The sequence below is a fragment of the Hydrogenophaga sp. GW101-3F08 genome (genome assembly GCF_059424585.1).
This window is the reverse complement of record NZ_JBWKZP010000007.1, coordinates 38,179-60,959: the sequence shown is the minus strand read 5'-3', so window position 1 is coordinate 60,959 and position 22,781 is coordinate 38,179. Positions and strand designations below refer to the sequence as shown.

24 protein-coding genes are annotated in these 22,781 nt (G+C 68.1%); 9 read left to right on the top strand and 15 right to left on the bottom strand.

The window, feature by feature from the left end:
* Positions 1-141 precede the first annotated feature (141 nt).
* Positions 142-1,503: a peptidoglycan DD-metalloendopeptidase family protein gene (locus AC07YZ_RS17530; protein WP_494795662.1), complete on the top strand. Its 1,362-nt coding sequence runs from the start codon at positions 142-144 to the stop codon at positions 1,501-1,503.
* Between the two features lie 71 nt (positions 1,504-1,574).
* Here the strand turns inward: AC07YZ_RS17530 and erpA are convergent, their stop codons facing one another.
* The 5 genes from erpA to rplM form a co-directional block, all read right to left on the bottom strand.
* The gene (gene erpA, locus AC07YZ_RS17525; protein WP_226490054.1) at positions 1,575-1,940 is read right to left on the bottom strand and encodes an iron-sulfur cluster insertion protein ErpA; all 366 of its coding nucleotides are present in this window, start codon (positions 1,938-1,940) and stop codon (positions 1,575-1,577) included.
* A gap of 114 nt (positions 1,941-2,054) precedes the next feature.
* Positions 2,055-2,453 carry a bactofilin family protein gene (locus AC07YZ_RS17520; RefSeq protein ID WP_226490055.1) on the bottom strand — a complete coding sequence of 133 codons (399 nt, stop codon included), beginning with the start codon at positions 2,451-2,453 and terminating at the stop codon, positions 2,055-2,057.
* 37 nt (positions 2,454-2,490) lie between these two features.
* Positions 2,491-3,198, bottom strand: coding sequence for a DUF6776 family protein (locus AC07YZ_RS17515; RefSeq protein WP_226490056.1), 708 nt, complete (start codon positions 3,196-3,198; stop codon positions 2,491-2,493).
* 104 nt (positions 3,199-3,302) lie between these two features.
* A complete protein-coding gene (gene rpsI, locus AC07YZ_RS17510; RefSeq protein ID WP_226490057.1) occupies positions 3,303-3,695 on the bottom strand; it encodes a 30S ribosomal protein S9 in 393 nt (130 codons plus the stop codon).
* Positions 3,696-3,707: 12 nt separating this feature from the next.
* Positions 3,708-4,139 carry a 50S ribosomal protein L13 gene (gene rplM / locus AC07YZ_RS17505; protein WP_068171060.1) on the bottom strand — a complete coding sequence of 144 codons (432 nt, stop codon included), beginning with the start codon at positions 4,137-4,139 and terminating at the stop codon, positions 3,708-3,710.
* 229 nt (positions 4,140-4,368) lie between these two features.
* Between rplM and AC07YZ_RS17500 the strand changes: the two genes are divergently transcribed.
* Entirely contained in the window at positions 4,369-5,283 is a 915-nt protein-coding gene (locus AC07YZ_RS17500) for a 23S rRNA (adenine(2030)-N(6))-methyltransferase RlmJ (protein ID WP_494795661.1), read from the top strand.
* 14 nt (positions 5,284-5,297) lie between these two features.
* On the opposite strand, the gene AC07YZ_RS17495 is transcribed toward AC07YZ_RS17500, so the two are convergent.
* Positions 5,298-5,897, bottom strand: coding sequence for a CAP domain-containing protein (locus AC07YZ_RS17495; protein WP_494795660.1), 600 nt, complete (start codon positions 5,895-5,897; stop codon positions 5,298-5,300).
* Between the two features lie 175 nt (positions 5,898-6,072).
* Between AC07YZ_RS17495 and paaA the strand changes: the two genes are divergently transcribed.
* The 5 genes from paaA to AC07YZ_RS17470 all read left to right on the top strand — a co-directional run bounded on the left by paaA (position 6,073) and on the right by AC07YZ_RS17470 (position 10,015).
* The gene (gene paaA, locus AC07YZ_RS17490) at positions 6,073-7,095 is read left to right on the top strand and encodes a 1,2-phenylacetyl-CoA epoxidase subunit PaaA (RefSeq protein ID WP_494795659.1); all 1,023 of its coding nucleotides are present in this window, start codon (positions 6,073-6,075) and stop codon (positions 7,093-7,095) included.
* Positions 7,092-7,439, top strand: coding sequence for a 1,2-phenylacetyl-CoA epoxidase subunit PaaB (paaB, locus tag AC07YZ_RS17485; RefSeq protein WP_226490060.1), 348 nt, complete (start codon positions 7,092-7,094; stop codon positions 7,437-7,439). The genes paaA and paaB overlap by 4 nt, the downstream gene beginning before the upstream one ends.
* A gap of 89 nt (positions 7,440-7,528) precedes the next feature.
* Positions 7,529-8,371, top strand: coding sequence for a 1,2-phenylacetyl-CoA epoxidase subunit PaaC (paaC, locus tag AC07YZ_RS17480; protein WP_494795658.1), 843 nt, complete (start codon positions 7,529-7,531; stop codon positions 8,369-8,371).
* 5 nt (positions 8,372-8,376) lie between these two features.
* The gene (gene paaD, locus AC07YZ_RS17475; protein ID WP_494795657.1) at positions 8,377-8,901 is read left to right on the top strand and encodes a 1,2-phenylacetyl-CoA epoxidase subunit PaaD; all 525 of its coding nucleotides are present in this window, start codon (positions 8,377-8,379) and stop codon (positions 8,899-8,901) included.
* A gap of 4 nt (positions 8,902-8,905) precedes the next feature.
* A complete protein-coding gene (locus AC07YZ_RS17470) occupies positions 8,906-10,015 on the top strand; it encodes a 2Fe-2S iron-sulfur cluster-binding protein (RefSeq protein WP_494795656.1) in 1,110 nt (369 codons plus the stop codon).
* A gap of 137 nt (positions 10,016-10,152) precedes the next feature.
* On the opposite strand, the gene AC07YZ_RS17465 is transcribed toward AC07YZ_RS17470, so the two are convergent.
* The 4 genes from AC07YZ_RS17465 to AC07YZ_RS17450 form a co-directional block, all read right to left on the bottom strand.
* A complete protein-coding gene (locus AC07YZ_RS17465; protein ID WP_494795655.1) occupies positions 10,153-11,514 on the bottom strand; it encodes an O-acetylhomoserine aminocarboxypropyltransferase/cysteine synthase family protein in 1,362 nt (453 codons plus the stop codon).
* A 40-nt stretch (positions 11,515-11,554) separates the two neighbouring features.
* Positions 11,555-12,115 (bottom strand): septal ring lytic transglycosylase RlpA family protein, encoded by a 561-nt coding sequence (locus AC07YZ_RS17460; RefSeq protein ID WP_494795654.1) that lies wholly within the window; start codon positions 12,113-12,115, stop codon positions 11,555-11,557.
* Positions 12,116-12,199: 84 nt separating this feature from the next.
* Positions 12,200-13,762: a hypothetical protein gene (locus AC07YZ_RS17455; RefSeq protein WP_494795653.1), complete on the bottom strand. Its 1,563-nt coding sequence runs from the start codon at positions 13,760-13,762 to the stop codon at positions 12,200-12,202.
* A complete protein-coding gene (locus AC07YZ_RS17450; RefSeq protein ID WP_494795652.1) occupies positions 13,759-15,060 on the bottom strand; it encodes an SPFH domain-containing protein in 1,302 nt (433 codons plus the stop codon). Before AC07YZ_RS17450 ends, AC07YZ_RS17455 begins: the two co-directional genes overlap by 4 nt.
* A 184-nt stretch (positions 15,061-15,244) precedes the next feature.
* Between AC07YZ_RS17450 and AC07YZ_RS17445 the strand changes: the two genes are divergently transcribed.
* Complete coding sequence (locus AC07YZ_RS17445; RefSeq protein ID WP_494795651.1) at positions 15,245-15,991, top strand: response regulator transcription factor; 747 nt, start codon at positions 15,245-15,247, stop codon at positions 15,989-15,991.
* On the top strand, positions 15,988-18,162 hold the full coding sequence (locus AC07YZ_RS17440) for a sensor histidine kinase (RefSeq protein WP_494795650.1): 2,175 nt from the start codon (positions 15,988-15,990) through the stop codon (positions 18,160-18,162). The genes AC07YZ_RS17445 and AC07YZ_RS17440 overlap by 4 nt, the downstream gene beginning before the upstream one ends.
* A 101-nt stretch (positions 18,163-18,263) precedes the next feature.
* Here the strand turns inward: AC07YZ_RS17440 and AC07YZ_RS17435 are convergent, their stop codons facing one another.
* The 5 genes from AC07YZ_RS17435 to metF form a co-directional block, all read right to left on the bottom strand.
* On the bottom strand, positions 18,264-18,860 hold the full coding sequence (locus tag AC07YZ_RS17435; protein ID WP_494795649.1) for an OmpW/AlkL family protein: 597 nt from the start codon (positions 18,858-18,860) through the stop codon (positions 18,264-18,266).
* 241 nt (positions 18,861-19,101) lie between these two features.
* Positions 19,102-20,082, bottom strand: a complete 981-nt coding sequence (locus AC07YZ_RS17430) for a Bug family tripartite tricarboxylate transporter substrate binding protein (protein WP_226490071.1) — start codon at positions 20,080-20,082, stop codon at positions 19,102-19,104.
* Positions 20,083-20,209: 127 nt separating this feature from the next.
* Entirely contained in the window at positions 20,210-21,475 is a 1,266-nt protein-coding gene (locus AC07YZ_RS17425; protein WP_226490072.1) for a LysR family transcriptional regulator, read from the bottom strand.
* Positions 21,476-21,529: 54 nt separating this feature from the next.
* Positions 21,530-21,949 (bottom strand): septal ring lytic transglycosylase RlpA family protein, encoded by a 420-nt coding sequence (locus tag AC07YZ_RS17420; protein ID WP_413465683.1) that lies wholly within the window; start codon positions 21,947-21,949, stop codon positions 21,530-21,532.
* Positions 21,946-22,776, bottom strand: a complete 831-nt coding sequence (metF, locus tag AC07YZ_RS17415; protein WP_226490073.1) for a methylenetetrahydrofolate reductase [NAD(P)H] — start codon at positions 22,774-22,776, stop codon at positions 21,946-21,948. Before metF ends, AC07YZ_RS17420 begins: the two co-directional genes overlap by 4 nt.
* Positions 22,777-22,781 lie beyond the last annotated feature (5 nt).

The following is a 22,781-nucleotide window of genomic DNA, read 5'->3' as shown; positions in this document are numbered from 1 at the left end:
GGATTCTAGTTGGCATGATTCATGCCAACACAAAGTGTGTCCCTTGCCGTTGATCGGCCAGCGGGAACCACAATCCCCAACGCTGAATCTTTCCCCCATTTTTGTGCGCCGTTCACGCGGCGTGCCCGCTGGACCTGTATCTTGAAACCATCCACCTTGGACACGCTGAGCCTGACGGCGCGCACCGCACCGCAGCGTCTGGCCGCCAGTCTCGGTCGCCACCCGCGCCGCGTCATGGCCGGCATCGGCCTGCTGCTGCTGGGCACCGGCGTCACCGCATTCGGTCTCGCCCCGCTGGCCCCCGATGCCGCCACGCTGCCGGTGCATCAGGTGATCGAAGCCCTGGCCGCCGAGCCGCTGGCGCTGGAACTGCCCGCCGCTGCCGTCCCCTTCACCCTGTACCGCAGCGACACCGTGCGCCGGGACGACACCGCCCAAAGCCTGTTGCAACGCCTGGGCGTGCTGGATGCGGCCGCATCCGAATTCCTGCGCAACGATCCCACCGCGCGCCAGCTCTTTGGCGGGCGCGCCGGCAAACTGGTGACCGTCGAGACCAACGACCGCCAGGAACTGTTGCGCCTGAGCGCGCGCTGGTTGCCCGACGAAGGACAGGTGTTCCACCGCCTGGTGGTCGAGCCTGGCGTCGATGGCTTGTCCGCCCGGGTGGAAACCGGCGCGCTGGTCGCCAGCAACAAGCTCGCCGGTGGCGTCATCCACAGTTCGCTGTTTGCCGCCACCGATGAAGCCGGCCTGCCCGACAACGTCGCCGCGCAACTGGCCGAGATCTTTGCCTCCGACATCGATTTCCGGCGCGATCTGCGCCAGGGCGACCGCTTCAGCGTCGTCTACGAAAGCCTCGAGGCCGACGGCGAAAGCCTGCGCGCGGGCCGGATTCTCAGCGCGGTGTTCGTCAATAAGGAGCGCGCGCACGAAGCGGTGTGGTTTGAAGCCCCTGGCCAGAAGGGGGCCTACTACGGCTTCGATGGCCAGAGCTCACGCAAGGCCTTCCTGGGCTCGCCACTGGAGTTCACCCGGGTCAGCAGCGGCTACGGCATGCGCTTTCACCCCCTCTCCGGCAAACAGAAAGCCCACCTTGGTGTGGACTACGCCGCGCCCACCGGCACACCGGTTCGCACCGTCAGCGACGGCGTGGTCAGTTTCGCGGGATGGCAGCGCGGCTATGGCAACGTGATCGAAATCAACCACCGGGACAACAAGTCCACCCTGTACGCGCACCTGAGCCGCATCGACGTCCGGCGCGGCCAGCCCGTCGAACAAGGCGAGCGCGTGGGCGCTGTGGGCACCACCGGCGCCTCTACCGGGCCGCACCTGCATTTTGAATTCCGCGACCGCGGCGTGCACCAGGACCCGCTGGAGATCGCGCGCCGCAGCGAGAACATCCCACTGAACCCCGCATTGCGTTCGCGCTTCGATGCGGTGGCGCAGGTTCAGCGCATGCATCTGGATGCGGCCACCACCATCGAGCAGGCCAGCGCCGAATAGGGTTCGGTTCGATCAGAACAACAAAAAGGGGAGCCGATGGCTCCCCTTTTTTCATGACGTGAAGCCCCGCGTCAGACGCTGAAGCTCGATCCACACCCGCAGGTGCTGTTGGCGTTGGGGTTCTTGATCACGAACTGGGCACCCTCCAAGTCTTCCTTGTAGTCGATCTCGGCGCCGACCAGGTACTGGTAGCTCATCGCGTCGATCAGCAGCGACACGCCATTCTTCGTCATGGTGGTGTCGTCGTCGTTGACCACTTCGTCAAACGTGAAGCCGTACTGGAAGCCCGAGCACCCGCCGCCTTGCACGAACACGCGCAGCTTCAGGTCGGGATTGCCCTCTTCGGCAACCAACTCGGCCACCTTGGCCGCGGCGCTGTCCGTGAAGACCAGCGGTGCGGGCATTTCGGTCTGGATGTTGTCGGCCACTGCGCTCATGGTTCACCTCGTATCGTGGTTGTGGCGGGGTGGGCCCGCACGCGGAAAATGCTGGTGTGAATGTCGCCCATTCACCGGAAACTGAATGCTATAGCAAATCGCTCGGGAATGTGCTCAGCCGTTGTTTGCCGCCAGCTTCAGTGGGGGTTTCTCTTCGAGCCCGCCGGCCATGGGTTTGAGCTGGCCGGAGATGGTGGCGCCTTGGTGCATCTCCAGCGACTTGTACGACACGTCCCCTTCGATGCGCGCCTTGGGCTGGAGCTCCAGCAGATCGTAGGCAAACACGGGGCCCTTGACGGCACCGTTGATGATGACGTGGTCCGCATGGATCTGCCCGGTGGCACTGGCCGTTTCGCTGACCACCAGGATGCTGGGCTGCGCGTCGCTGGCTCGGATGTCCCCCACCACCTCACCATCGACCCGCAGGCCATCGTGGAACAGGACGTTGCCTTCGATGCGGGTGCCATGCGCGATCAGGCTTTTGATGGGTGGCTGCTTCTTTTTGCCAAACATGGGGAAATGCTCCAGACGACTAATGGTTATTCAAAGTTCAAAGCTTGAGGGTTTGCACCGACTTGACCGCGCCACCCTGCAGGATTTTGGCGGTCACGGTTTTTACCACGGCCTGAACGGGTACATCCACCAGTCCCTCCTGCCGCAGATAGCTCTGGATCAGCACCGGCTGGGGCTCCGGCGCCTGGGTCGTGGCCCAGGGCTTGCCATCGAGCGTGCCGGCGAAGGTGATTTCCAGCGTGCCCCGGAAGTCCGGGGCGTTTTTCATGGCCTGGATCATGAGTGCCTGCCATTTGAGCTGCCCTTGGGTCACGCGCTCCACCTGCAGGCCACGGATGCTCAGGGCATTCGTGCCCGAACCCGGAATGAGGCGCTCAAAAAACCCCAGGTCGCTGCGCAACACCTGGTTGTCGGTTTCGAGCTGGCGTATCTGTAACATGAGCTGCGCCTGGGCGGCCTTTTCGGCCGTGAGCAGGCTCTCGGACGTGTTGGACACGGACTGCGCCTTGCCCAGTTCGGCGCGAAGCACCTGCACTTCGGCGCGCAGCTGCTGCAACTCCTGCTTGGCGTTGCGGTCCAGGCCGGCAATGTCCTTGCCGAACTCGAAGGCCCACAGCGCCAACGCACCGGAAAAGCCCAGAACCACGGCCCCCAGGAGCCAGCGAAACGGCCACGGCAGGGCACTGCGCACCGAAACCCGGGGTGCGCTCACCGTCAACCTTCGGCGCAACAGGCGAAACCGCATTCACTCACCCTCCAACGATTCAGACGCCCACGTGGGACCCTCAGAAGCAAAAAACCGCCCCAAGACGAACTTGCGGGCGGCTTTCGCGGCAGGAGCCAGGCGCGTTAGCGCTTGCTGAACTGCTTGGCGCGGCGTGCGGAACGCAGACCGACCTTCTTGCGCTCGACTTCACGGGCATCGCGCGTGACGAAACCGGCTTGGGACAGTTCCGGCTTGAGCGTTGCGTCGTAATCGATCAGGGCGCGGGTGATGCCGTGACGCACCGCACCGGCCTGGCCGGACTCGCCGCCACCGTGCACGTTGACCATCACGTCGAAGGTTTCGGCGTGGTTGGTCAGCAGCAGCGGCTGCTTGGCGATCATGATGGAGGTCTCGCGGCCGAAGTAGGACTGGATGTCCTTGCCGTTGACCACGATCTGGCCGGAGCCTTTTTTCAGAAACACACGGGCGACGCTGGATTTGCGACGGCCGGTGCCATTGTTCCATTCACCAATCATCTCAAGGCTCCTTTAGAGTTCCAGCACTTGCGGCTGTTGGGCGGTGTGCGGGTGCTCAGCACCGCCGTACACCTTGAGCTTCTTGATCATGGCGTAGCCGAGCGGGCCCTTGGGCAGCATGCCCTTGACGGCCTTCTCGAGCGCGCGGCCGGGGTGCTTGGCCTGCATGTCGCGGAAGTTGGTGGCGTAGATACCGCCCGGGTAACCGGAGTGGCGGTAGTAAATCTTGTCGAGGGACTTGGTGCCCGTGACGCGGATCTTGGACGCGTTGATGATGACGATGAAGTCACCGGTATCGACGTGAGGCGTGTAAATGGCCTTGTGTTTGCCGCGCAAACGGAGAGCCACTTCACTGGCAACTCGTCCGAGGACCTTGTCGGTCGCGTCAATCACAAACCACTCGTGCGTCACGTCAGCGGGTTTGGCGCTGAACGTTTTGGTCATGAGTTTCTTTTCAAAGAAGTGGTTTGGCGGCTCTTTTCCACGGTCGGTTGTTCTCTGTCGGAACACTCTTAGGTGGGGTTTTGCACCCCGGTTGCCCGGTGCGCGGTCTTCGTCGCGGAGCCATGCGTTTCGCTGCGAAGCCCTCGATTGTACGAAACAACGGCTGTCGCTGGCAAGCGGGGCGGCAAGTTTTGTCTCTCACCAGGGTCGGGGGCGCTACCATCGGTGCATGTTCAGTTACCGACACGCCTTCCACGCCGGCAACCACGCCGACGTGCTCAAGCACACCACCCTGATCGCCACGCTGCGCCATCTGATGCAGAAAGAGGCCGGCATCACGCTGATCGACACCCACGCGGGCGCCGGGCTGTACCGGCTGGACGGCGACTACACCGAAACCGGGGGCGAGGCCAAGGACGGCGTGGTCAAGCTGATGGCGGCGCTGCGCCCGGCCGGCGCCGAGCCTGTGGCCGCCGCACCGGCGCTGGACGACTACCTGGACCTGATCGCCAGCTTCAACCCTTCGGGCCTGTTGCGTGTCTACCCGGGTTCGCCCTTCGTCATGCATTCCCTGCTGCGCACCGAATCGCGCGACCGGCTCAAGTTGTTTGAGCTGCACCCCACCGACAGCCGGACCCTGTCGGCCAACATCGGCCAGCTCGAAGCCGGCCGCCAGATCGCGGTGGCCTTGCAGGACGGATTCGAGGGCGTCAAACCGCTGCTGCCACCGCCCCCGTCGGCCACCGGCTCCAAGCGGGCCCTGGTGCTGATCGACCCCAGCTACGAGATCAAGAGCGACTACGGCAAAGTGAGCGCCTGCATACAGGAGCTCATCCGCCGCTTCCCGACCGGCACCTACCTGGTTTGGTACCCGATCATTCCGCGCCCGGAGGCGCACGACCTGCCACGCCGACTCAAGACCCTGGCCAACCAGGCGCAACGGCCCTGGCTGCACGCCACGCTGGCGATCGGGCAGGACCCGACGCACGGCCCGGACGACCGCCCCGGCCTGACCGCCAGCGGCATGTTCGTCATCAACCCACCGCACACGCTCAAGGCCGCGCTGCAGGCGACCCTGCCGCAACTGCTGGCCATTCTGGGACGCGGCCGGGGCAAGTCCCAGTCGCTGGACACCGGCGGCTGAGCCGTGCCGGCGCTTCAAGGACGCGCCAGCACCATCGTCCAGTAGCGGCCATAGGTGCTGCCACTGCGCTGCACGCAGGCCACGCCCACGTGCACATACCCCGTACGCATGAGGTTGCTGCAATGGCCGGGGCTGTCCAGCCAGCCTGACATCACGGCCGAAACGGATGACGGACCAGCGGCGATGTTCTCCCCCACCGAGGTCCAGGCGTAGCCCTCGGCCAGCACGCGCTGGTCGACGTTGCGGCCATCACGCCCGGTGTGCGAGAAATAGTTGTGCCCCGCCATGTCGGTCGAGTGGCGGGCCGCCGCTGAGAACAGGCGCGCGTCCCAGGCCAGCGGCGGCACCGCCGGCATGGCCGTCGAGCCACAGCTGCGCGCACGGGCCCTGGCCGCGTTGATCTGCTGGAGCAGGGTCGCCTGGAAGTCGGGCAGGCCGCAGCTGGTGCTGGCGTCCAGGGGCACCCAACCGCTGGCGGCCTGATCGGGCTCAGGGGCGTCGGCCCCATCGCCGCCGCCACAGGCGATCAACAGCGCCACCCCCACGGCCCCCACACCCATCCAGGCCGGCACACGCCGCGCCACCGGGCCAGGAAACACGAGGGAAGACATCATGAGGCGCGACTCTAGGGGCAAATGCCGCCCGTCGGGTAAGTGAATGTGTCGCCTCGCGGCACCTTCGGTAAAACCCTGATGCCGCTCCCCATAATTAACCAACCGATCGGTCGGTTAATTATCTATACTGCCGTCCTACCCGTGTCGCACCCACCGACCGGAGCAGGAGAAGCCCATGTACACCCAGTCTTTTTCGGTCGCGGACAGCGAGGCCAAGCCGGGCCTGAAGTCGGTGGCGCCACCGCCAGGCGCCGAAGAGGCGGCGCTGCAAACCCATTTCGATGCCGTGATCGACGCCGACGGCAAGATCGAGCCTCGCGACTGGATGCCCGAGGCCTACCGCAAGACCCTGGTGCGCCAGATCAGCCAGCACGCCCACAGCGAAATCGTGGGCATGCTGCCCGAGGGCAACTGGATCAGCCGCGCGCCCAGCCTGAAACGCAAAGCCATCCTGATCGCCAAGGTGCAGGACGAAGGCGGCCACGGCCTGTACCTCTATTCCGCCGCCGAGACGCTGGGGACCAGCCGCGACCAGATGCTCGACGGCCTGCACAGCGGCAAAGCGAAATACAGCTCCATCTTCAACTACCCCACGCTGAACTGGGCCGACGTCGGCGTGATCGGCTGGCTGGTCGACGGCGCGGCGATCATGAACCAGATCCCGCTGTGCCGCTGCAGCTACGGCCCCTACGCCCGCGCCATGATCCGCGTCTGCAAGGAAGAGAGCTTCCACCAGCGCCAGGGCTACGAGGCCCTGCTGGTGATGATGCAGGGCACGGCCGAGCAGAAGGCCATGGTGCAGGACGCGGTGAACCGCTATTGGTGGAAATGCCTGGCCATGTTCGGCCCGCCCGACGCCGACAGCCCCAACAGCGTGCAGGGCATGCGCTGGGGCATCAAGCGCATCAGCAACGACGACCTGCGTCAGAAGTTCATCGACGCGACCGTGCCGCAGGCCGAGGTGCTGGGCGTGACCCTGCCCGACCCCGACCTGAAATGGAACGAAGCGCGTGGCCATTGGGACCACGGCCCCATCGACTGGGACGAATTCTGGGCGGTGGTCAACGGCCACGGCCCCTGCAACAAGGAACGCCTGGCAACCCGCGTGAAGGCCCACGAACAAGGCCAGTGGGTGCGCGACGCCGCGATGGCGCACGCCGCCAGACAACAAGCCCGCAACCTGAAGGAGGCCGCATGAACAAAAGCCCTCACCCCAACCCTCTCCCCAAGGGAGAGGGAGCGCCCACATCGACACCCGCGCTCAAGGAATGGCCGCTCTGGGAAGTGTTCGTCCGCAGCAAGCAGGGCCTGGAGCACAAGCACTGCGGCAGCCTGCACGCCAGCGACGCACAACACGCGCTGCAGATGGCGCGCGATGTGTACACGCGTCGGCAGGAAGGCGTGAGCATCTGGGTGCTGCCGTCCAACGCCATCACCGCGAGCGAGCCCGACAGCAAGGACAGCTTCTTCGACCCGGCGGCCGACAAGATCTACCGCCATCCGACCTTTTACGAGATCCCTGAAAAAGTGGGGCACATGTGATGGCCGCGACCGACCCGAGCGCCGCGCAGGACCGCTCCAAGCCAGCGAGCGCCCCCTTGGGGGGCAGCGCACCACACAAAGTGGGAAGCGTGGGGGCTCCCATTGAGTATTTGCTGCACCTGGCCGACAACGCCCTGGTGCTGGGCCAGCGCAACGCCGAGTGGTGCGGCCACGGCCCCATCCTCGAAGAGGACCTGGCCCTGGCCAACAACAGCCTGGACCTGATCGGCCAGGCGCGGATGCTGTACCAGCACGCGGCCGGCTTCATCAACGCCGACCCGGCCGAGACGCTGCGATTCGCGCACCTGCAGGGTGCGCGCCAGAACGGCCTGATCACCGAAGACACGCTGGCCTACTTCCGCGACACCGCCGAGTTCCGTTGCCACACGCTGATGGAGCTGCCGCACCACGGCCCGCTGGTGGGCTATGCGGTGAGCGAACGCGACTACGCCGTGACCATCGCACGCAACTTCCTCGTCAGCGCGCTCATGGTGCTGGTGTGGGACCGCCTGCAGACCTCGAAGGACGCACAGCTGGCCGCCATCGCCGCCAAGTCCTTGAAGGAAGTGCGTTACCACCTGCGCCATGCGAGCGACTGGCTGGTGCGCTTCGGCGACGGCACCGAAGAATCCCACCGCCGCGCGCAGGCGGCCATCGACCACCTGCTGCCCTACTGCGAGGCCTTCTGGCAGCCGTCGCCCGCCGAGCAGGCGGCTTCGGCCGATGGCAGCGGCGTGGACACCGCCGCCCTGCGCGATCACTGGAACGCCCTCGTCAACGACACCCTGACCGAGGCCACGCTCTCGCGCCATGACCAGCCGCACGCGGGCTACGTGGCCCAGGGCCATGTGGGCGTGCACTCGGAGCACCTGGGCTTCCTGCTGGCCGAGATGCAGAGTCTGGCGCGTGCGCACCCGACCGCCATCTGGTGAACCCCATGGATGTGGCCACCCACCCCTCGCTGCAGGCCATCACCGAGGCACTGGCGCACCTGGCCGACCCGGAGATTCCGGTCATCAGCCTGCGCGAGCTGGGCATCCTGCGCGACGTGCGTGAAGGTGCAGACGGCGTGCCGGAAGTGGTGATCACACCCACCTACAGCGGCTGCCCGGCCATGGGCCAGATCGAAGACGACATCCATGCGGCCTTGACTGCTGCAGGACTGCCCGGTCGTGTCATCACGCAACTCTCGCCCGCCTGGACCACCGACTGGATGAGCGAGGGCGCGCGCGAGAAGCTGCGCGCCTATGGCATCGCGCCGCCGCAATGTGGCAGCCAGTCCGACACGCCCGCCGGGGTGGTGAAGTTCAGCCGCTACGCGGTGCGGCACACCGCGGTGCCCTGCCCGCAATGCGGCTCGCCCAACACCACACAAACCTCACCGTTCGGCTCCACCGCGTGCAAAGCCTTGTACCGCTGCCTCGACTGTCTGGAACCCTTCGATTACTTCAAGCCGTACTGACACCATGAGCCACGCCGCCCCCCGCTTCCACGAGCTCACCGTCTCGCGCATCCACCCCGAGGCCGCCGGATCGGTGGCGGTGTCGTTGCGCATTCCGCCCGAGCTGCGCGAGACCTTCGCCTTCGAGCCGGGCCAGTTCCTCACACTGCGCACAACCATCGCCGGGCAGGACGTGCGGCGCAGCTACTCCATCAGCAGCCCGCGCAGCCTGCTCACGCAACAGGGTGAACTCACGCTGGGCATCCGCCCGGTCGAAGGGGGCGTGTTTTCCAACTGGGCGGCGGCCGACCTCCAGGCCGGGGACACCCTCCGAGTGATGCCGCCCGACGGCCGCTTCACCGTGCACAAGCCGCGCGCCATCCACCGCGTGGGCTTCGCGGCCGGCTCGGGCATCACGCCCATCCTGTCCATCATGGCCAGCACGCTCGAAGAGTCGCCCGAAGCGAAATTCACGCTCGTCTACGGCAACCGCCGCATGGCCAGTGTGATGTTCAACGAAGCGCTGCAAGATCTGAAGGACCGTTACCCCGGCCGCCTCACGCTGATCCACGTGCTCTCGCGTCAGGCGCAGGAGGTGCCGCTGCTCGAAGGCCGCATCGACGGCGACAAGGTGCGCGCCATCATCGCTGCGCTGCTGCCGGTGGGCAGCATGGACGAGGTGTTCATCTGCGGGCCGGAGGCCATGATCGAGGCCACACAACAGGCGCTGCTGGAAGCCGGCGTGCGGTCCGACCGTGTGCACACCGAGCGCTTCACCTCGCCCACGCTGGAAGCCCTGCCCGCCGATCAGCGCCGGGCCGCGGTGCTGGGCCATCCGGCCGTGCCGACCAAAGGTGAAGTGGCGCTGACCGTGGTGCTCGACGGCAAACCCCACCAGCTGCGCATGGGCAAGGACGAACACGTGCTGGACGTGGCGCTCAACGCCGGCCTGGACCTGCCCTGGTCGTGCCGCGGTGGCGTGTGCTGCACCTGCCGCGCCAAAGTGGTGGAAGGCGCCGTCACCATGGACAAGAATTTCACGCTCGAACCCTGGGAGACCGACAAAGGCTTCGTGCTGAGCTGCCAGGCGCGACCGACCACGGACAAACTGGTGGTCAGCTACGACGAGCGCTGAACAAGACGGTCAGCGCTGCCGGCGCCCACCGGTCGAGCCGGAGCGCGTGCCCCACCCCCACACACGCCGAATATCCGGCTTCGCCGGTCCAAGGGTGTGGTCCCCCTGGGGGGAAGCCGCAACGCGGCGCAGGGGGGTCACACCGTGCCCAACGCCTGCTCCAGATCGGCGATCAGGTCGTCGATGTGTTCGATGCCGATCGACAGGCGGACCATGTCGGGGCTCACACCGGCCTTCTTCATCTCGTCGGGGTTGAGCTGGCGGTGCGTGGTGGTGGCCGGGTGGCAGGCCAGCGACTTGGCATCGCCGATGTTGACCAGGCGGGTGAAGAGCTGCAGCGCATCCTGGAAGCGCGCGCCGGCCGTGATCGCATCGCCAGTTTCAACGCCCCCACACTCCACCGCTTCGCGGGTCGCTGCCCCCCGAGGGGGCTGACCTTGCTCGGGGCGGCCCTTCGCAGCGGTCTTCAGGCCGAAGCTGATGATGCCGGAAGCCTTGCCGCCCATGGTCCGCTGCACCAGCGCGTGGTCGCGGTGATCGGGCAGGCCGGCGTAGTGGACCCAGGCCACCTTGGGGTGGTTCTGCAGGTGCGTGGCGACCTTGACCGCGTTCTCGCAGATGCGGTCCATGCGCAGCGCCAGCGTCTCGATGCCCTGCAGGATCTGGAACGCGTTCATGGGCGAGAGCGCCGCGCCCATGTTGCGCAGCGGCACCACACGGGCGCGACCGATGTAGGCGGCGGCGCCCAGCGCTTCGGTGTAGACCACGCCGTGGTAGCTCACATCGGGCTCGTTCAGGCGCTTGAAGCGGGCCTTGTGCTGGGCCCAGGGGAACTTGCCGCTGTCGACGATGGCGCCGCCGATGGTGGTGCCGTGGCCGCCCAGGTACTTGGTGAGCGAGTGCACCACGATGTCGGCGCCGTGCTCGAACGGGCGGCACAGGTAGGGGCTGGTCACGGTGTTGTCCACGATCAGCGGCACGCCCGCGGCGTGGGCCACGGCGGCGAGTGCGCCGATGTCGGTCACGTTGCCCAGTGGGTTGCCGATGGACTCGCAATAGATCGCCTTGGTCTTTTCGTCGATCAGCGCGGCGAACGCAGCCGGGTCGCGCGGGTCGGCGAAACGCACCGTGATGCCCTGCTGCGGGAAGGTGTGGGCGAACAGGTTGTAGGTGCCGCCGTAGAGCGTGGAGGCCGAGACGATGTTGTCGCCCGCTTCGGCGATGGTCTGGATCGCCGCCGTGATGGCCGCCATGCCCGAGGCCATGGCGAGCGCGCCCACGCCGCCTTCGAGCGCGGCCAGGCGCGCTTCGAGCACGCCATTGGTCGGGTTCATGATGCGGCTGTAGATGTTGCCGGCGACCTTGAGGTCGAACAGGTCGGCGCCGTGCTGCGTGTCGTCGAAGGCGTAGGCCACGGTCTGGTAGATCGGCACGGCCACGGCCTTGGTGGTGGGGTCGGGCGTGTAGCCGCCGTGCACGGCGATGGTTTCGATCCTCATGCTGTCGCTCTCCTGAGTGTGTTGTTGCGAATCCGCGCGCTCATTCTCTCAGCAGCTCCACCGCGGTCACCCCGCGCTGGCGCAGGCCCAGGGCGTTGATCGCCGCTTGGCTGAGATCGATGACGCGCCCGCGCCGGAAAGGCCCGCGGTCGTTGATGCGCACCACCACTTCCTGGCCGGTGCGCACGCTGCGCACCCGCACCCTGGTGCCGAAGGGCAGGGTCTTGTGGGCCGCCGTGAAGGCGTGCATGTCGTAGCGCTCGCCACTGGCGGTGCGCCGGCCGTGGAAACGCTTTCCGTACCAGGACGCGAGCCCTTGGTCGATCAAATCGTCGGGGGCAGATGGCGTCGCTGGCGCAGCGTGCGCCGCGGGAGCCTCCGCGCTGACAGGCCCGGGGGCTTCGGACGCGGGCGAAGGCGTCGGTGCGGCTGTCGGCTCGTCCGCCAGCGATGCGGGGGAACGGACCGCCGGGCCCGGCCGCGGCTCATCGGGTGCCTGCACGGACACGGGCGACGGCCCGGCGCAGGCAGCGACCAGGGTGGCCAGCAGGGCGATCGCGAGGCGCGGGCGGCAGGCGGTGGGGTTCGGTGCGGAGGGCATGGCATTTCCTGTCTGCTGATTGGAACCAGCCCCGCGACCTTACCCGAGCAGCGGGCACGTCACGCGCTCCCGAGCGCCCAGCCCTCAGCGCAGGCTCACGCTCTGCTGTTTCCACTGCGGCATCTGCCAGCGCTGGAAAGCGCCCAGCACGCTCGGGTCGCTGGCCTGGCGCTGGGGGGCGAGCGTGGCCAGATCGAGCACTTCGTAGCGGCGCTGGTACGCGCCCTCGCCCCGGGCTTCGCGCGCCACCAGCACCTGGCGCCCGCCCGGCACCCAGCCCGCGAGTTCGGCGTAGCCAATGCCCGGCAGGGTGGGCGCTGGCGGCAGCACGCTCAGCGTCCAGCCCCCGGCCTGCTTGCGCAGCAGCCAGAGTTCGCGCCAGCCCGCCATCGGCTGCACCGCCAGGGCCGCGGCGTTGCCTTCGCGGTTCACGCTGAACGAAGCCGTCCACACCACACCGTGGCTGCACTGCGTCAACAGCGGCGCGCTGCCCGCCGCCCCGCCGTGCAGACTCACGCAGGTCTGCCCCGCCTGCGCGCCGGGGCTGGTGCGCAGCTGCAGGCCCTTGCCCGGGGCCCTGGCGGGAACCGCCGCCCAGCGCGAGGCGTTCACGTGCATCACCGCGTCGTTCATCAGGCCCGCATCGGTGTCGGGCAGGCCCTGCGGGTCCACCCGCGCCAGCGCCTCGAGCGCGCGCTCGGCGGCGGTGGCGGCGTCTGCACCGCCCGGCGCCCGGCGCGAGCGCTCGAAAGCCACCGCCGACCAGACGCTGGCGCGGCGCATCTGCAAGCGGTTTTTCAACACCGGCGGCAGGCCCGGCGCGTCGGCCTGGTCCAGCAGGCGGGCGCTGTCTTCCTGGCGCTGGATGCGCTGCAGCACACCGAGCGCGGGGTCTTCGCACGCCGGGTCGGTCAGGGCCAGCGCGGCACGGGCGCGTTGCTCGGCACTGGCCGCGGGCATGGCCAGCACGCGGGTGAACAGTTCGCCGTCGTAACAGATCTGCATGCGGTCCCCGATCTCGTGGCTGTTGAAGCGGATGCCGTAGCGCCCCGCCGCGTCCAGCTGGCCGAGCAGCGCTTCCTGGGCGCTGCGGGACAGGCCCGCGGCCGAGGCCCGTTGCGCCAGCCGCTGCGCCGCACCGGCCACGGCGTCGAGCACCTCCGCCCCCACCGGGCCCGACAGCTGCGCCGGGCTGGCCGCCCGCAGCCAGGCCGCACCGTAGCCAAACCCCAGGCCTTCGCTGCCCGCGCTGTCCTTGACGAAACGCAGCACCGCCAGCAGCTCGTCGGCGTGGGCCGCGTCCAGCGACAGGCGGCGCAACTGGCTGGCCCGCACGTAGCCACCGCGCTCGCGCTGGTGGTCCCAGACCTGCACGTACTCCAGGCGCTCGCCGCGGATCTCCACCAGTTCGCCCTGCCACAGCCGGGCCTGCTGGGTCGCGGCGTCGCGTGGCGCGGCGCGCAGCGCCACGGCGTCCTGCACGATCAGCGCCTGCGGCGGCAGCGCCGGTGTTTGTGCCTCGGCGGCGTGGGCCGGGGGCGCCACGAACACCAGCAGCCAGGCCGCCGCCGCGGCCAGCGCGGCCGTGGCCACATAACGCAGACAGGTTTTCACGGCCGTCTCGGGTGGGTGTGCGAGGGCGTTCATTCTTCTTCCCCCTCATCGGCCGGCTCACCCCGGGCCAGCGCGACGGACTTGCCCGACTGGCCCAGCAGCCCCGAACCGATGAAGCCGCCGTCGGCCGGCGGCGCGGCGATGATGACCTGCACCTTGTCCGACAGCTTGTCGGCCATGACCTTCTGGATCAGCAGCGGATGGCGGCTCAGCAGGCTGCCTTCGCGCGCCATCTGTTCGGCGTTGGCCTTGCCCACGGCCTCCAGTCGGAACGCCTCGGCCTGGGCCAGGCGCTGGCGCGCCAATGCCTCACCGTCGGCTTCGATGCGCCGCGCCTCGGCGTTGCCTTCGGCGGTGCGGATGCGCGACTGCTTGTCGGCCTCGGCTTCCAGCTTGCGCTGTTCCACCTGGCGTTGTTTGAAGGGAAGCACGTGTTTCATGGCCTCTTCCTGCGCCTTGGCCGCGATCACCTGCACCTTGCCGGCGGCCTCGGCCTGCAACTCCTGCTGCACCATCTCGGCCCGGGCTTCGAGCTCGCTTTCCTTCACGCGTTTTTCTTTCAGCTCCAGCGTGTAGCGCATCTTTTCGCTGGCCATCTCTTCGGCCAGCAGGGTTTCCATGCGCTCGCTGTACTGGGGCGGCAGGTCGATCTTGCCCACCTGCACGTTGCGCAGGATCAGGCCCTCGGCGGCCAGCTTCGGCTTGAGTTCGGCTTCCATGGCCTGCTGGATCTCCGTGCGCCGGGTCGAGAAGATTTCCCGTGCCGTGTAGCGCGCGAAGGTCTTGTAGACCACGCCCTGCAGGGCCGGGTCCACCAGCTCGGCGCCCGGGTCCACCTGCAGCCGGCTGGCCACCAGCGCGAGCTGGGCCGGGTTGACCGCGAAGCGCACCGTCACGTCCACGCCCAGCGACAGCCCTTCCACCGACTGCACCGGCGCCGGCCCGTCGTGACGCGCCATCTCGGCCGACTTCCAGTTCTGGTCGCGCAGCGACAGCACCCGCAGGCGGTGCAGGCCGGGCAGCACCCAGACATTGCCCGCGCCCAGTTCCTGCTGGTGGCCGGTGAGCTGGTTGGTGCGCAGCGCCGCCTGGCCCGGGTTGATCGTGAGCGCGGGCGGGTGGCGCACCAGGGTGTAGCCGCCCGCCACCAGCAGCAGGGCCACCACCACCACCGGGGCGGTGTGCCGGGGCAGGCGCGGCAGTCGCAGCGGCGGGCGGGGCTGTGCCGGCGGCGCGCCGTCCTCGAACAGCGGCGCCGTGCTGGCGTCGGGCGCCGGCCGGGCGAAGGCCTGGCGCAGGCGGGCGGAGAGTTGCTTGAGCGAAAACGACATGGTGAAGACTCCTGGGGATCGGGGGGCAGACGCCGCTCAACCGATGAACCCGATTCTTCGCAAGGGCCCGGGAAGCTACAACGCGGGCGCCGGGCGAGAGGCTTCAGGCGGGCGGCGCATTTGCTTCGCCCACGGAAGATTCCTTCCGCGCCGCGCGCTGGGGGCCATTTCATAATGGCGCACCATGTCCAGCCCCACCCCGACCCTTTGCGTGGCCCTGATCGAGGACGATCAACCCACCAGCCGACAGCTGGCCACCTGGATCCGGTCGGCGCGGCCCGACATCCGGATCGACCAGTGGTTCAACCGCGACGACGCGGAAAACGCCATCAACCGCGTGCCCTACGACCTGGTGGTGCTTGACATCGAACTCGGCCACGAGCGCCACGCCGGCGTGGCCTTGATCAACGCGATCAACAAGAACCGCCAGGGCACGCCGGTGCTGGTGGTCTCGGCCATGCCCGCGGCCATCTACCGCAGCATCATGAAGGCGCTGGACGCCTGGGACTACCTGCAGAAGACCACCTTCGAAGAGCGCGATTTCATCGAGACCTTTCTGGACATCCTGCGCGTCTCACGCAAGCAGGCCGCGGTGGCCGCACCGGCGGCGCCCGCCGACGAACTGAGCCTGGACCCGCTGTGGCAGCGCACGCCGATCTGGCGCGGCCAGCGCATCAACCTGCCGCTGACCGCGCAGCGCATCCTGGCCACGCTGCACCAGCGCGCGGGCGAGGTGGTGTCGTACGAGGAGCTGTTCGACGTGGTCAAGAGCGGGCGCAACCGCGACAACGTGCGCAAGCACGTGAGCACCATCCGGGACGCGTTCCGCGAGGTGGACCCGCAGTTCGAGGGCATCGAGAACGTGCCGATGCGGGGCTTTCGCTGGGTCCGCGCGCCCCTGGTTTCCGCGCCCGGCCGAAAGCCCGCATGAAGGTGCCGGGCCTCGATCTGCCCCGCTTTCGCATGGGCAAGCTCGGCGTGCCGCGCCTGGGGCTGGCCGGCTTTCGGCGGCGCATCTTCTTTCGCGCCGTCTTTGCGCTGCTGGTGCTGGCCACGCTGGGCCTGGCGCTGACCGTGCTGCGGCACGAAAAAGAGCGCAGCTACCTCAACTACCAGAACAGCTTTCGCAAGACCCAGTCGGAGATCCTCGCGCGCCTGCGCCACCCGGCCGGTCAGCTCGCCCTGCTCAACCCGCAGCACGAACCGGCCGCGCCCGGCCAGGGCGCCGAGCTCTCGCCGTTGCTGCTGCCCTTTGGCGCGCTCGACTTCGACGACCCGTTCAAGGCCCAGCAGGCGCTGGAGAGCTCGGGCTGCGCCGTGTTGTTCCAGGACGGCTCCAGCGCTTGCGCGGCGATCGGCAGCAATCCCTACGCGGGCGGTTTCGTCTACCTCGCTGGCAGCTTCGTCAGCCCGCCATTGGTGGGCCGCCAGCGGGGGCAGCTGGAGCTGCAGGAGGTTCACCGCGCCCGGGTGCACCTGACGCTACGCGGCCAGACCACGCGCTGGATCGCACCGCTGGAGCTGGTGGCCAGCGCCGCCACCGGCCAGCCGCAGGCGCCGCTGGTGGGGCGTTGGGCCGGCTTTCGGGCACCCGCGGCCGGTGCCGAGCCCGACACGCTGCAACGCAAGACCCGCCCGGTGCGGGACTTCCGCGGCTGGGTCTGGCAAAGCCCGGACTGCGCCGACGAAGGCCAGGCGCAGCCCGACTGCCCGCGCCGCGCCTTCTATTCCATCCGCCTGCCCTCGGACGCCCTGCGCGTGGCGAATCTGCCGCCGGCCCGGGTGGTCTGGCCGCCCGCCGATCTCGCCGACATCCGCGTCGGGCTGCGGATCGTGGGGCCCGCGTCGGCGCAGTTGCTCGACACCGCCGCGCCGCGCCAGGCCGAGCCGTCCGCGCTGGCCGAGCTGGCGCAGTCCCTGCTGCCGGGCGAGAGCCTGCAGATCCAGCGCATGGCCAGTTCCCTCGCGCCCGGCCTCACACGCGCCCCCGCCACGCAGACCCTGCACGGCAGCGCCGACCCGGGCGAACGCGAATCGCCCTGGGTGCGCCACATCGTGGGCCTGCTGCCGGTGGACACCCGGGTGCCGCTGCTCCAGGCGGTGGACACCGTGGCCACGCCGGTGGGCCGCTTCGAGATCACGCTGACGGGCGACGTGCGCACGGTGGAGCGCCGCATCAGCATCGTCGCCACGCGCCTGCTCTGGTTGGTCGGCGCCATGCTGGGCGCGATCGTGCTGGCCTGGCTGCTGATCGAGATCGGGCTCATCCGCCGCGTGACCCAGCTCACGCGGCGCGCCGCGGCGGTGTCGTACAACGTGCAGGCGCCGCTGCCGGAAAACCGGCTGGCCGATCTGGACGTGAGCGACCTGCGCGGCAGCGACGAGCTCGGCATCCTGGCCGGGGGCCTGTCCGACCTGCTGCAGCGGGTGAAGAACGACATCTCGCGCGAGCACCAGCGCGCCCAGCAGGAACTGGACATGTGGCACGCCGTGGGCCACGAGATCATGTCGCCGCTGCAGTCGCTGATGGTGCTGCACGGCCGGCCCGAGGACCCGAGCCACCGCTATGTGCAGCGCATGCAGCAGGCCGTCAAGGTGTTGTACGGCCACGCCTCCCCGAGCGAGGCGATCGTCGCCGCCGACATGGCCAGCGAACGGCTGGACATCCACGCCTTCCTGCGGCAGATCGCCGACAACGCGCACTTCTCCGGCATCGACGGCGTGCGCTACCTGGACGCGGACGACCCCGCGCTGGCGGGCCTGCAGGTGCGGGCCGATGGCTTCGCGCTGGAAGACGTGGTCACGCACCTGCTGAGCAACGCCCAGCGCTGCCGCACACCGGACACGGCCATCACGCTGTCGCTGACGGCCGACCCGCAGCACGCCTGGATCGCGGTGCACAACCAGGGGCCTGCGATCGACGCGGCGCTGCTGCCGCGGATTTTTGACTACGGCGTGTCCGACCTGCCGCCCACCGACGGCCACCGCGGCCAGGGCCTGTTCGTGGTCAAGACCTACATGGGCAAGATGGGCGGTACGGTGCAGGCGCGCAACGTGGCCGATGGCGTGCTGTTCACGCTGGGATTGACCCGGATGGTCTGAGCGCACAACGGCGCCATCGGGCCGGGACGCGCGAAAAAAAGACCCGGAGCACCTTGGCGCCCCGGGCCACAACCCCTCACAAAAACCAAAAACGCTTTTTCTTAGAAGCGCCAGCCCAGGCCCATGCCGACCAGCAGCGGGTCCACCTTGAAGGTGCCGGCCTTGACGCCGCCCGCGAGCACGTCGGTCTTGATGAAGACCTTCTTCACGTCAAAGTTCAGGTACATGTTGCCCGTCAGCGGCACGTCCACACCGACCTGCAGGGCCGGGCCGAAGCTGTTGCGTTTGACGTCGGCGGCGCCGCCCAGCAGATTCACCGAGCTGAAACGGGTGTAGTTCAGGCCGGCGCCCACATAGGGTTTCACCCCGCCGAGGTCAAAGTGGTACTGCACCGTCAGCGTGGGCGGCAGGTGGCGCAGCGAGCCGATGTTGGCCCCGCCGGCGGTCATGGTGTGTTTCTGGGGCACGGTCAGGATCAGCTCGGCCGCGAGGTTCGGGCTGAGGAAATAGGTGAAGTCCACCTCGGGCAGCCACTTGTTGTTGATTTCCAGGCCCAGACCGGTGGTGTCCTTGTTGGCGCTGTCCAGGTGCACGGCGCGGGCACGCACCAGCAGCGAGCCTTCTTTGAAATCCTGCGCCATGGTGGCGCCCGATGCCAACAACGTTACAGCGGCAATCGCGATGATGTGTTTTTTCATGCTCATCTCTCAGTCCTCGACACGGGAACATTCCCGGTTGGGATTACAGAAGAGCGGGGCATGCGGGCGTTTGAGGATCGTCAAACCACGCCCTTGCACCCCCCTTGTGCGGCGTGGAATTGCCCGTAGATTGATCTGGATCAAACCGGGACATGCCCGGCTTCAAGGCCTGAGCAACACCGTCGAGACGGCGCCTTCAGCGGCTCAAAGGGCGTGCGAAGCGCTATGGGGGTGTCGCACCCTAGGGCGCTTTCATGTTGCTGATCCTGACCACTTCGGCCCAGCGCGGTATTTCCCGCACGATCAGTTCTCCAAACGCTTTCGGGGTGGTGGGCGTGGGCGTGGCGCCTTCGGTGGCGAGTTGTTGCGCCACATCGGGCAGCGCCAACGCCTTGTTGATCTCGGTATTGAGCAGGGAGACCAATGCCGGTGACATGCCCGCAGGCGCCACGATGCCGTACCACTGGTCGGCCTCAAATCCGGTATATCCGCTCTCGGCAACGGTGGGAACGTCGGGCAGAGAGGGCAGACGCTGCGGACTGGACACGGCCAGCGCGCGCAGCCTCCCGTCCTTGATGTGCGGGATGACGGCGGGCGAGCCGGTGAAGGTGGCATCCACCCGCCCTCCGATCACGTCCACCACCGACGGCCCGGTCCCCCGGTAGGGAATGTGCAACATGAAGGTTTTCGTCTTTTGCTTGAGGTATTCGAACGTGATGTGCGCAGCACTTCCGTTCCCGCCGGACGAGTGCGTCAGTCCACCCGGTCGTGCCCGTGCGGCATCGATCAACTGCTTGAAGTTCTGGATCGGGGAGTCGGCACCCACCACCAATACGTTGGGCACGCGGGCTACCCAGGCCACGGGCGTGAAGCTCTTGACGGGGTCATAGCTCAACCGGGGATAAATGGACGGGTTGACCGCCAAGGTGCCGATGTGCCCCATGAGAAGCACGCTGCCATCGGGTGCAGCTTTGGCCGCCTCGCCCGCTCCGATGGATCCCCCGGCACCGCCCCGGTTGTCGACCACCACGGTGGCACCCAGTGCGAGAGCGAGCTTGGGAGCGATGGCACGGGCCAGGATGTCGGTGGAGCCCCCCGGAGGGAAGGGAACGATCAGCCGGATGGTCTTGGGCATCTGCGCCTGGGCCCAGGGCCACGCGGCTGAAGCCAGGGCAACGGTGATGAACGTGCGGCGGTGCGTGCCGAAAACCGGGTCTGACATGAAAACTCCGTTGGCGAGAATGGGATGCGGATGAGGTTGCCAGAAGTGTCTCCACCACGGCCCCTCCGGACCAACGCTCAATGGGCTCGAACCTTCGCGTTTGACTTATACGGCCATGGGACAAACCCTAGCGATCCGGCACACCCGTGGTTTCAATACCCGTCCAGGAGCGACCCACCGCCTGCAACGCCGCCTGCAGCCCCTGGCATGCGAGGGACGGCAGGCCGTCGCGGCGCAGCGTGATGCCGATCCGGCGTTCGGTGCCCCTCAACACCAGGGGGAGCACTTCGAGCAAACCGGAGTCCACGTCCGTCTTGATCTGCTGGGGAGACAACAGGGCCACGACGTCCCCCATCAGCAGCATCGCCCGCACGACCGAAGGGCTGTTGGCCTGCAGGCAGACACGGGGCAACCAGCCCACCGCCGCGAACACGCCATCGAAGGCCCGTCGCGCCGGCGTCCCAGGCAGGGGAGCCACCCAGGTCGCCGTCCGCAGGGCCCCCAGCTGCAAGCGCCGATCCGCGAGCGCACAGGGATGACCCCGCCGGACCACCGCGACCAGAGAGTCCACGAAAAGCTCGTGCTCGACCATGTCGCCGGGCGACTGCTCACCGCGCAGCGGGCCGACCATCAGATCCACATCGCCTTGTCGCAACAGCCGCAACAGCGTCTCGTAGGTGCCATCCACCACGGTGGCCAGCACCCCCGGCTGGGTCCGCAGCAGACGGGACAAGGCCTGCGGAACCAAGGCCGTGCTGGCCATGGGCAAGGCCCCCACGACCAGTTCACCCCGCGGCTGACCAAGGAAGGTGGCCACCTCCTCGTGGGCGATGCGCAGCTCGCCCAGTGCGAGCTTCACGTGGCGCACCAGGCAGTCGCCGGCCTCCGTCAGTCGCGTGCCCTGTGCCGATCGCCTGAACAACGGCGTCGCGACCATGCGCTGCAACGCCTGGAGGTTTTGGTGTATGGCCGACTGCGAAAGACCCAGCTGCGCCGCCGCCGCAGACTCACCCGAAGCGCCCGACACCGCCACCAGCGACAGCATCATGGCGTCGGTCACCGTCCGCTCGAGAGCGGATGGCCGCGACCCGGAGCCAGCGGCACCCCAGCGCTTCTCGATCTCGGCATGTGCCGCGATCAGGTGGGCCAGGGCACGGTGGGTCCTGAGGGCAAGCACCCGACCGGCCGGCGTGCAGGCCATGCCCCTTGCCCCACGCTCGAACAACGGCAAGCCCAGACGCTGTTCGGCCTGTCGCAGCGAACGGGATACCGCCGAAACCGACCGGAAAAGCGGCTCAGCCGCGCGGGTGGCACTGCCGGTCTGGGCCACGGCAGACACGGCCCGCAGCCAGCGCAAGGGCAATCGTTCCGTGAGATGGGCAGCCCGATTCATGACAAGGGATTCGTCAGAGCGCCGTCGGGTGGACTCGTACCGGCAGGTTCGTCTTCAAGGCCTGAGCAACACCACCTGGGCCGTGCCGGACTGGACCAGCCCGATGGCCGCTGCGGCGGCGCGGCTGAGGTCGATGACACGGCCCTTGGCGAAGGGACCGCGGTCGTTGATGCGCACCACCACCTCCTGGCCGCTGCCCAGGTGGCGCACCCGCACCCGTGTGCCGAACGGCAGGGTCTTGTGGGCGGCCGTCAGCGCATGCATGTCGAACGGCTCGCCGCTGGCGGTGCGCCGGCCCTGGAACTGCTGGCCATACCAGGAGGCCATGCCGCGCTCGATCTCGCCGCCGCCCGGCCCGTCCCATGGCCCACCGGGCAACCCCAGGTCGGGCAGCGACGGCTCGCGCGTGGTGGAACAACCACCCAGCCACAGCGCCGTGGCCAGGGTCAGCAGCAGCGCGGCCCGCGAGTTCATGACAACCGCAGGCGCTGCACGATCTCCACCGTCGCGGCGCTCTGGTTCATGGTGTAGAAGTGCAGCCCGGGCACGCCGGCGCGGTGCAGGCGATCGCACAGGTCGCTCACCACGTCCAGCCCGAAGGCCTTGATGGACGCGGTGTCGTCGCCATAGGCCTGCAGGCGCATGCGGATCCAGCGCGGAATCTCGGCGCCGCAGGCGTCGGAGAAGCGCATCAGCTGGGTGGAGCTGGTGATGGGCATGATGCCCGGCACCACCGGCACGTCCACGCCCTGCTGGCGCAGGTCGTCCATGTAGCGGAAGTAGGCGTCGCTGTTGAAGAAGTACTGGGTGATGCCCGAGTTCGCGCCGGCCCGGACCTTGGCCACGAACGCGTCCAGGTCGGCCTGCGGCGACTTGGCCTGCGGGTGGGTTTCCGGGTAGGCCGCCACCTCGATGTGGAACTGGTCGCCGGTTTCGGCGCGCACGAAGGCCACCAGATCGCTGGCGTAGCGGAACTCGCCGCCCAGGCCGTAGCCGCTGGGCAGATCGCCGCGCAGGGCCACCAGGCGGTGAATGCCGGCACCCGCATAGGCCGCGAGCCGCTCGCGGATGGACTCGCGCGACTGGCCGATGCAGCTCAGGTGCGGCGCCGCCGAGCAGCCCTCGGCCATGATCTCGGTCACGGCCTGCAGCGTGCCGTCCTGCGTGGAGCCGCCGGCGCCAAAGGTGACCGAGCAGAACTCGGGCTTGAGCGCGTAGAGCCGCTGGCGCACGGCGCGCAGCTTCTCGGCGCCGTCGGGCGTCTTGGGCGGAAAAAACTCGAAACTCAGTGGCAGAGCCATGGTGT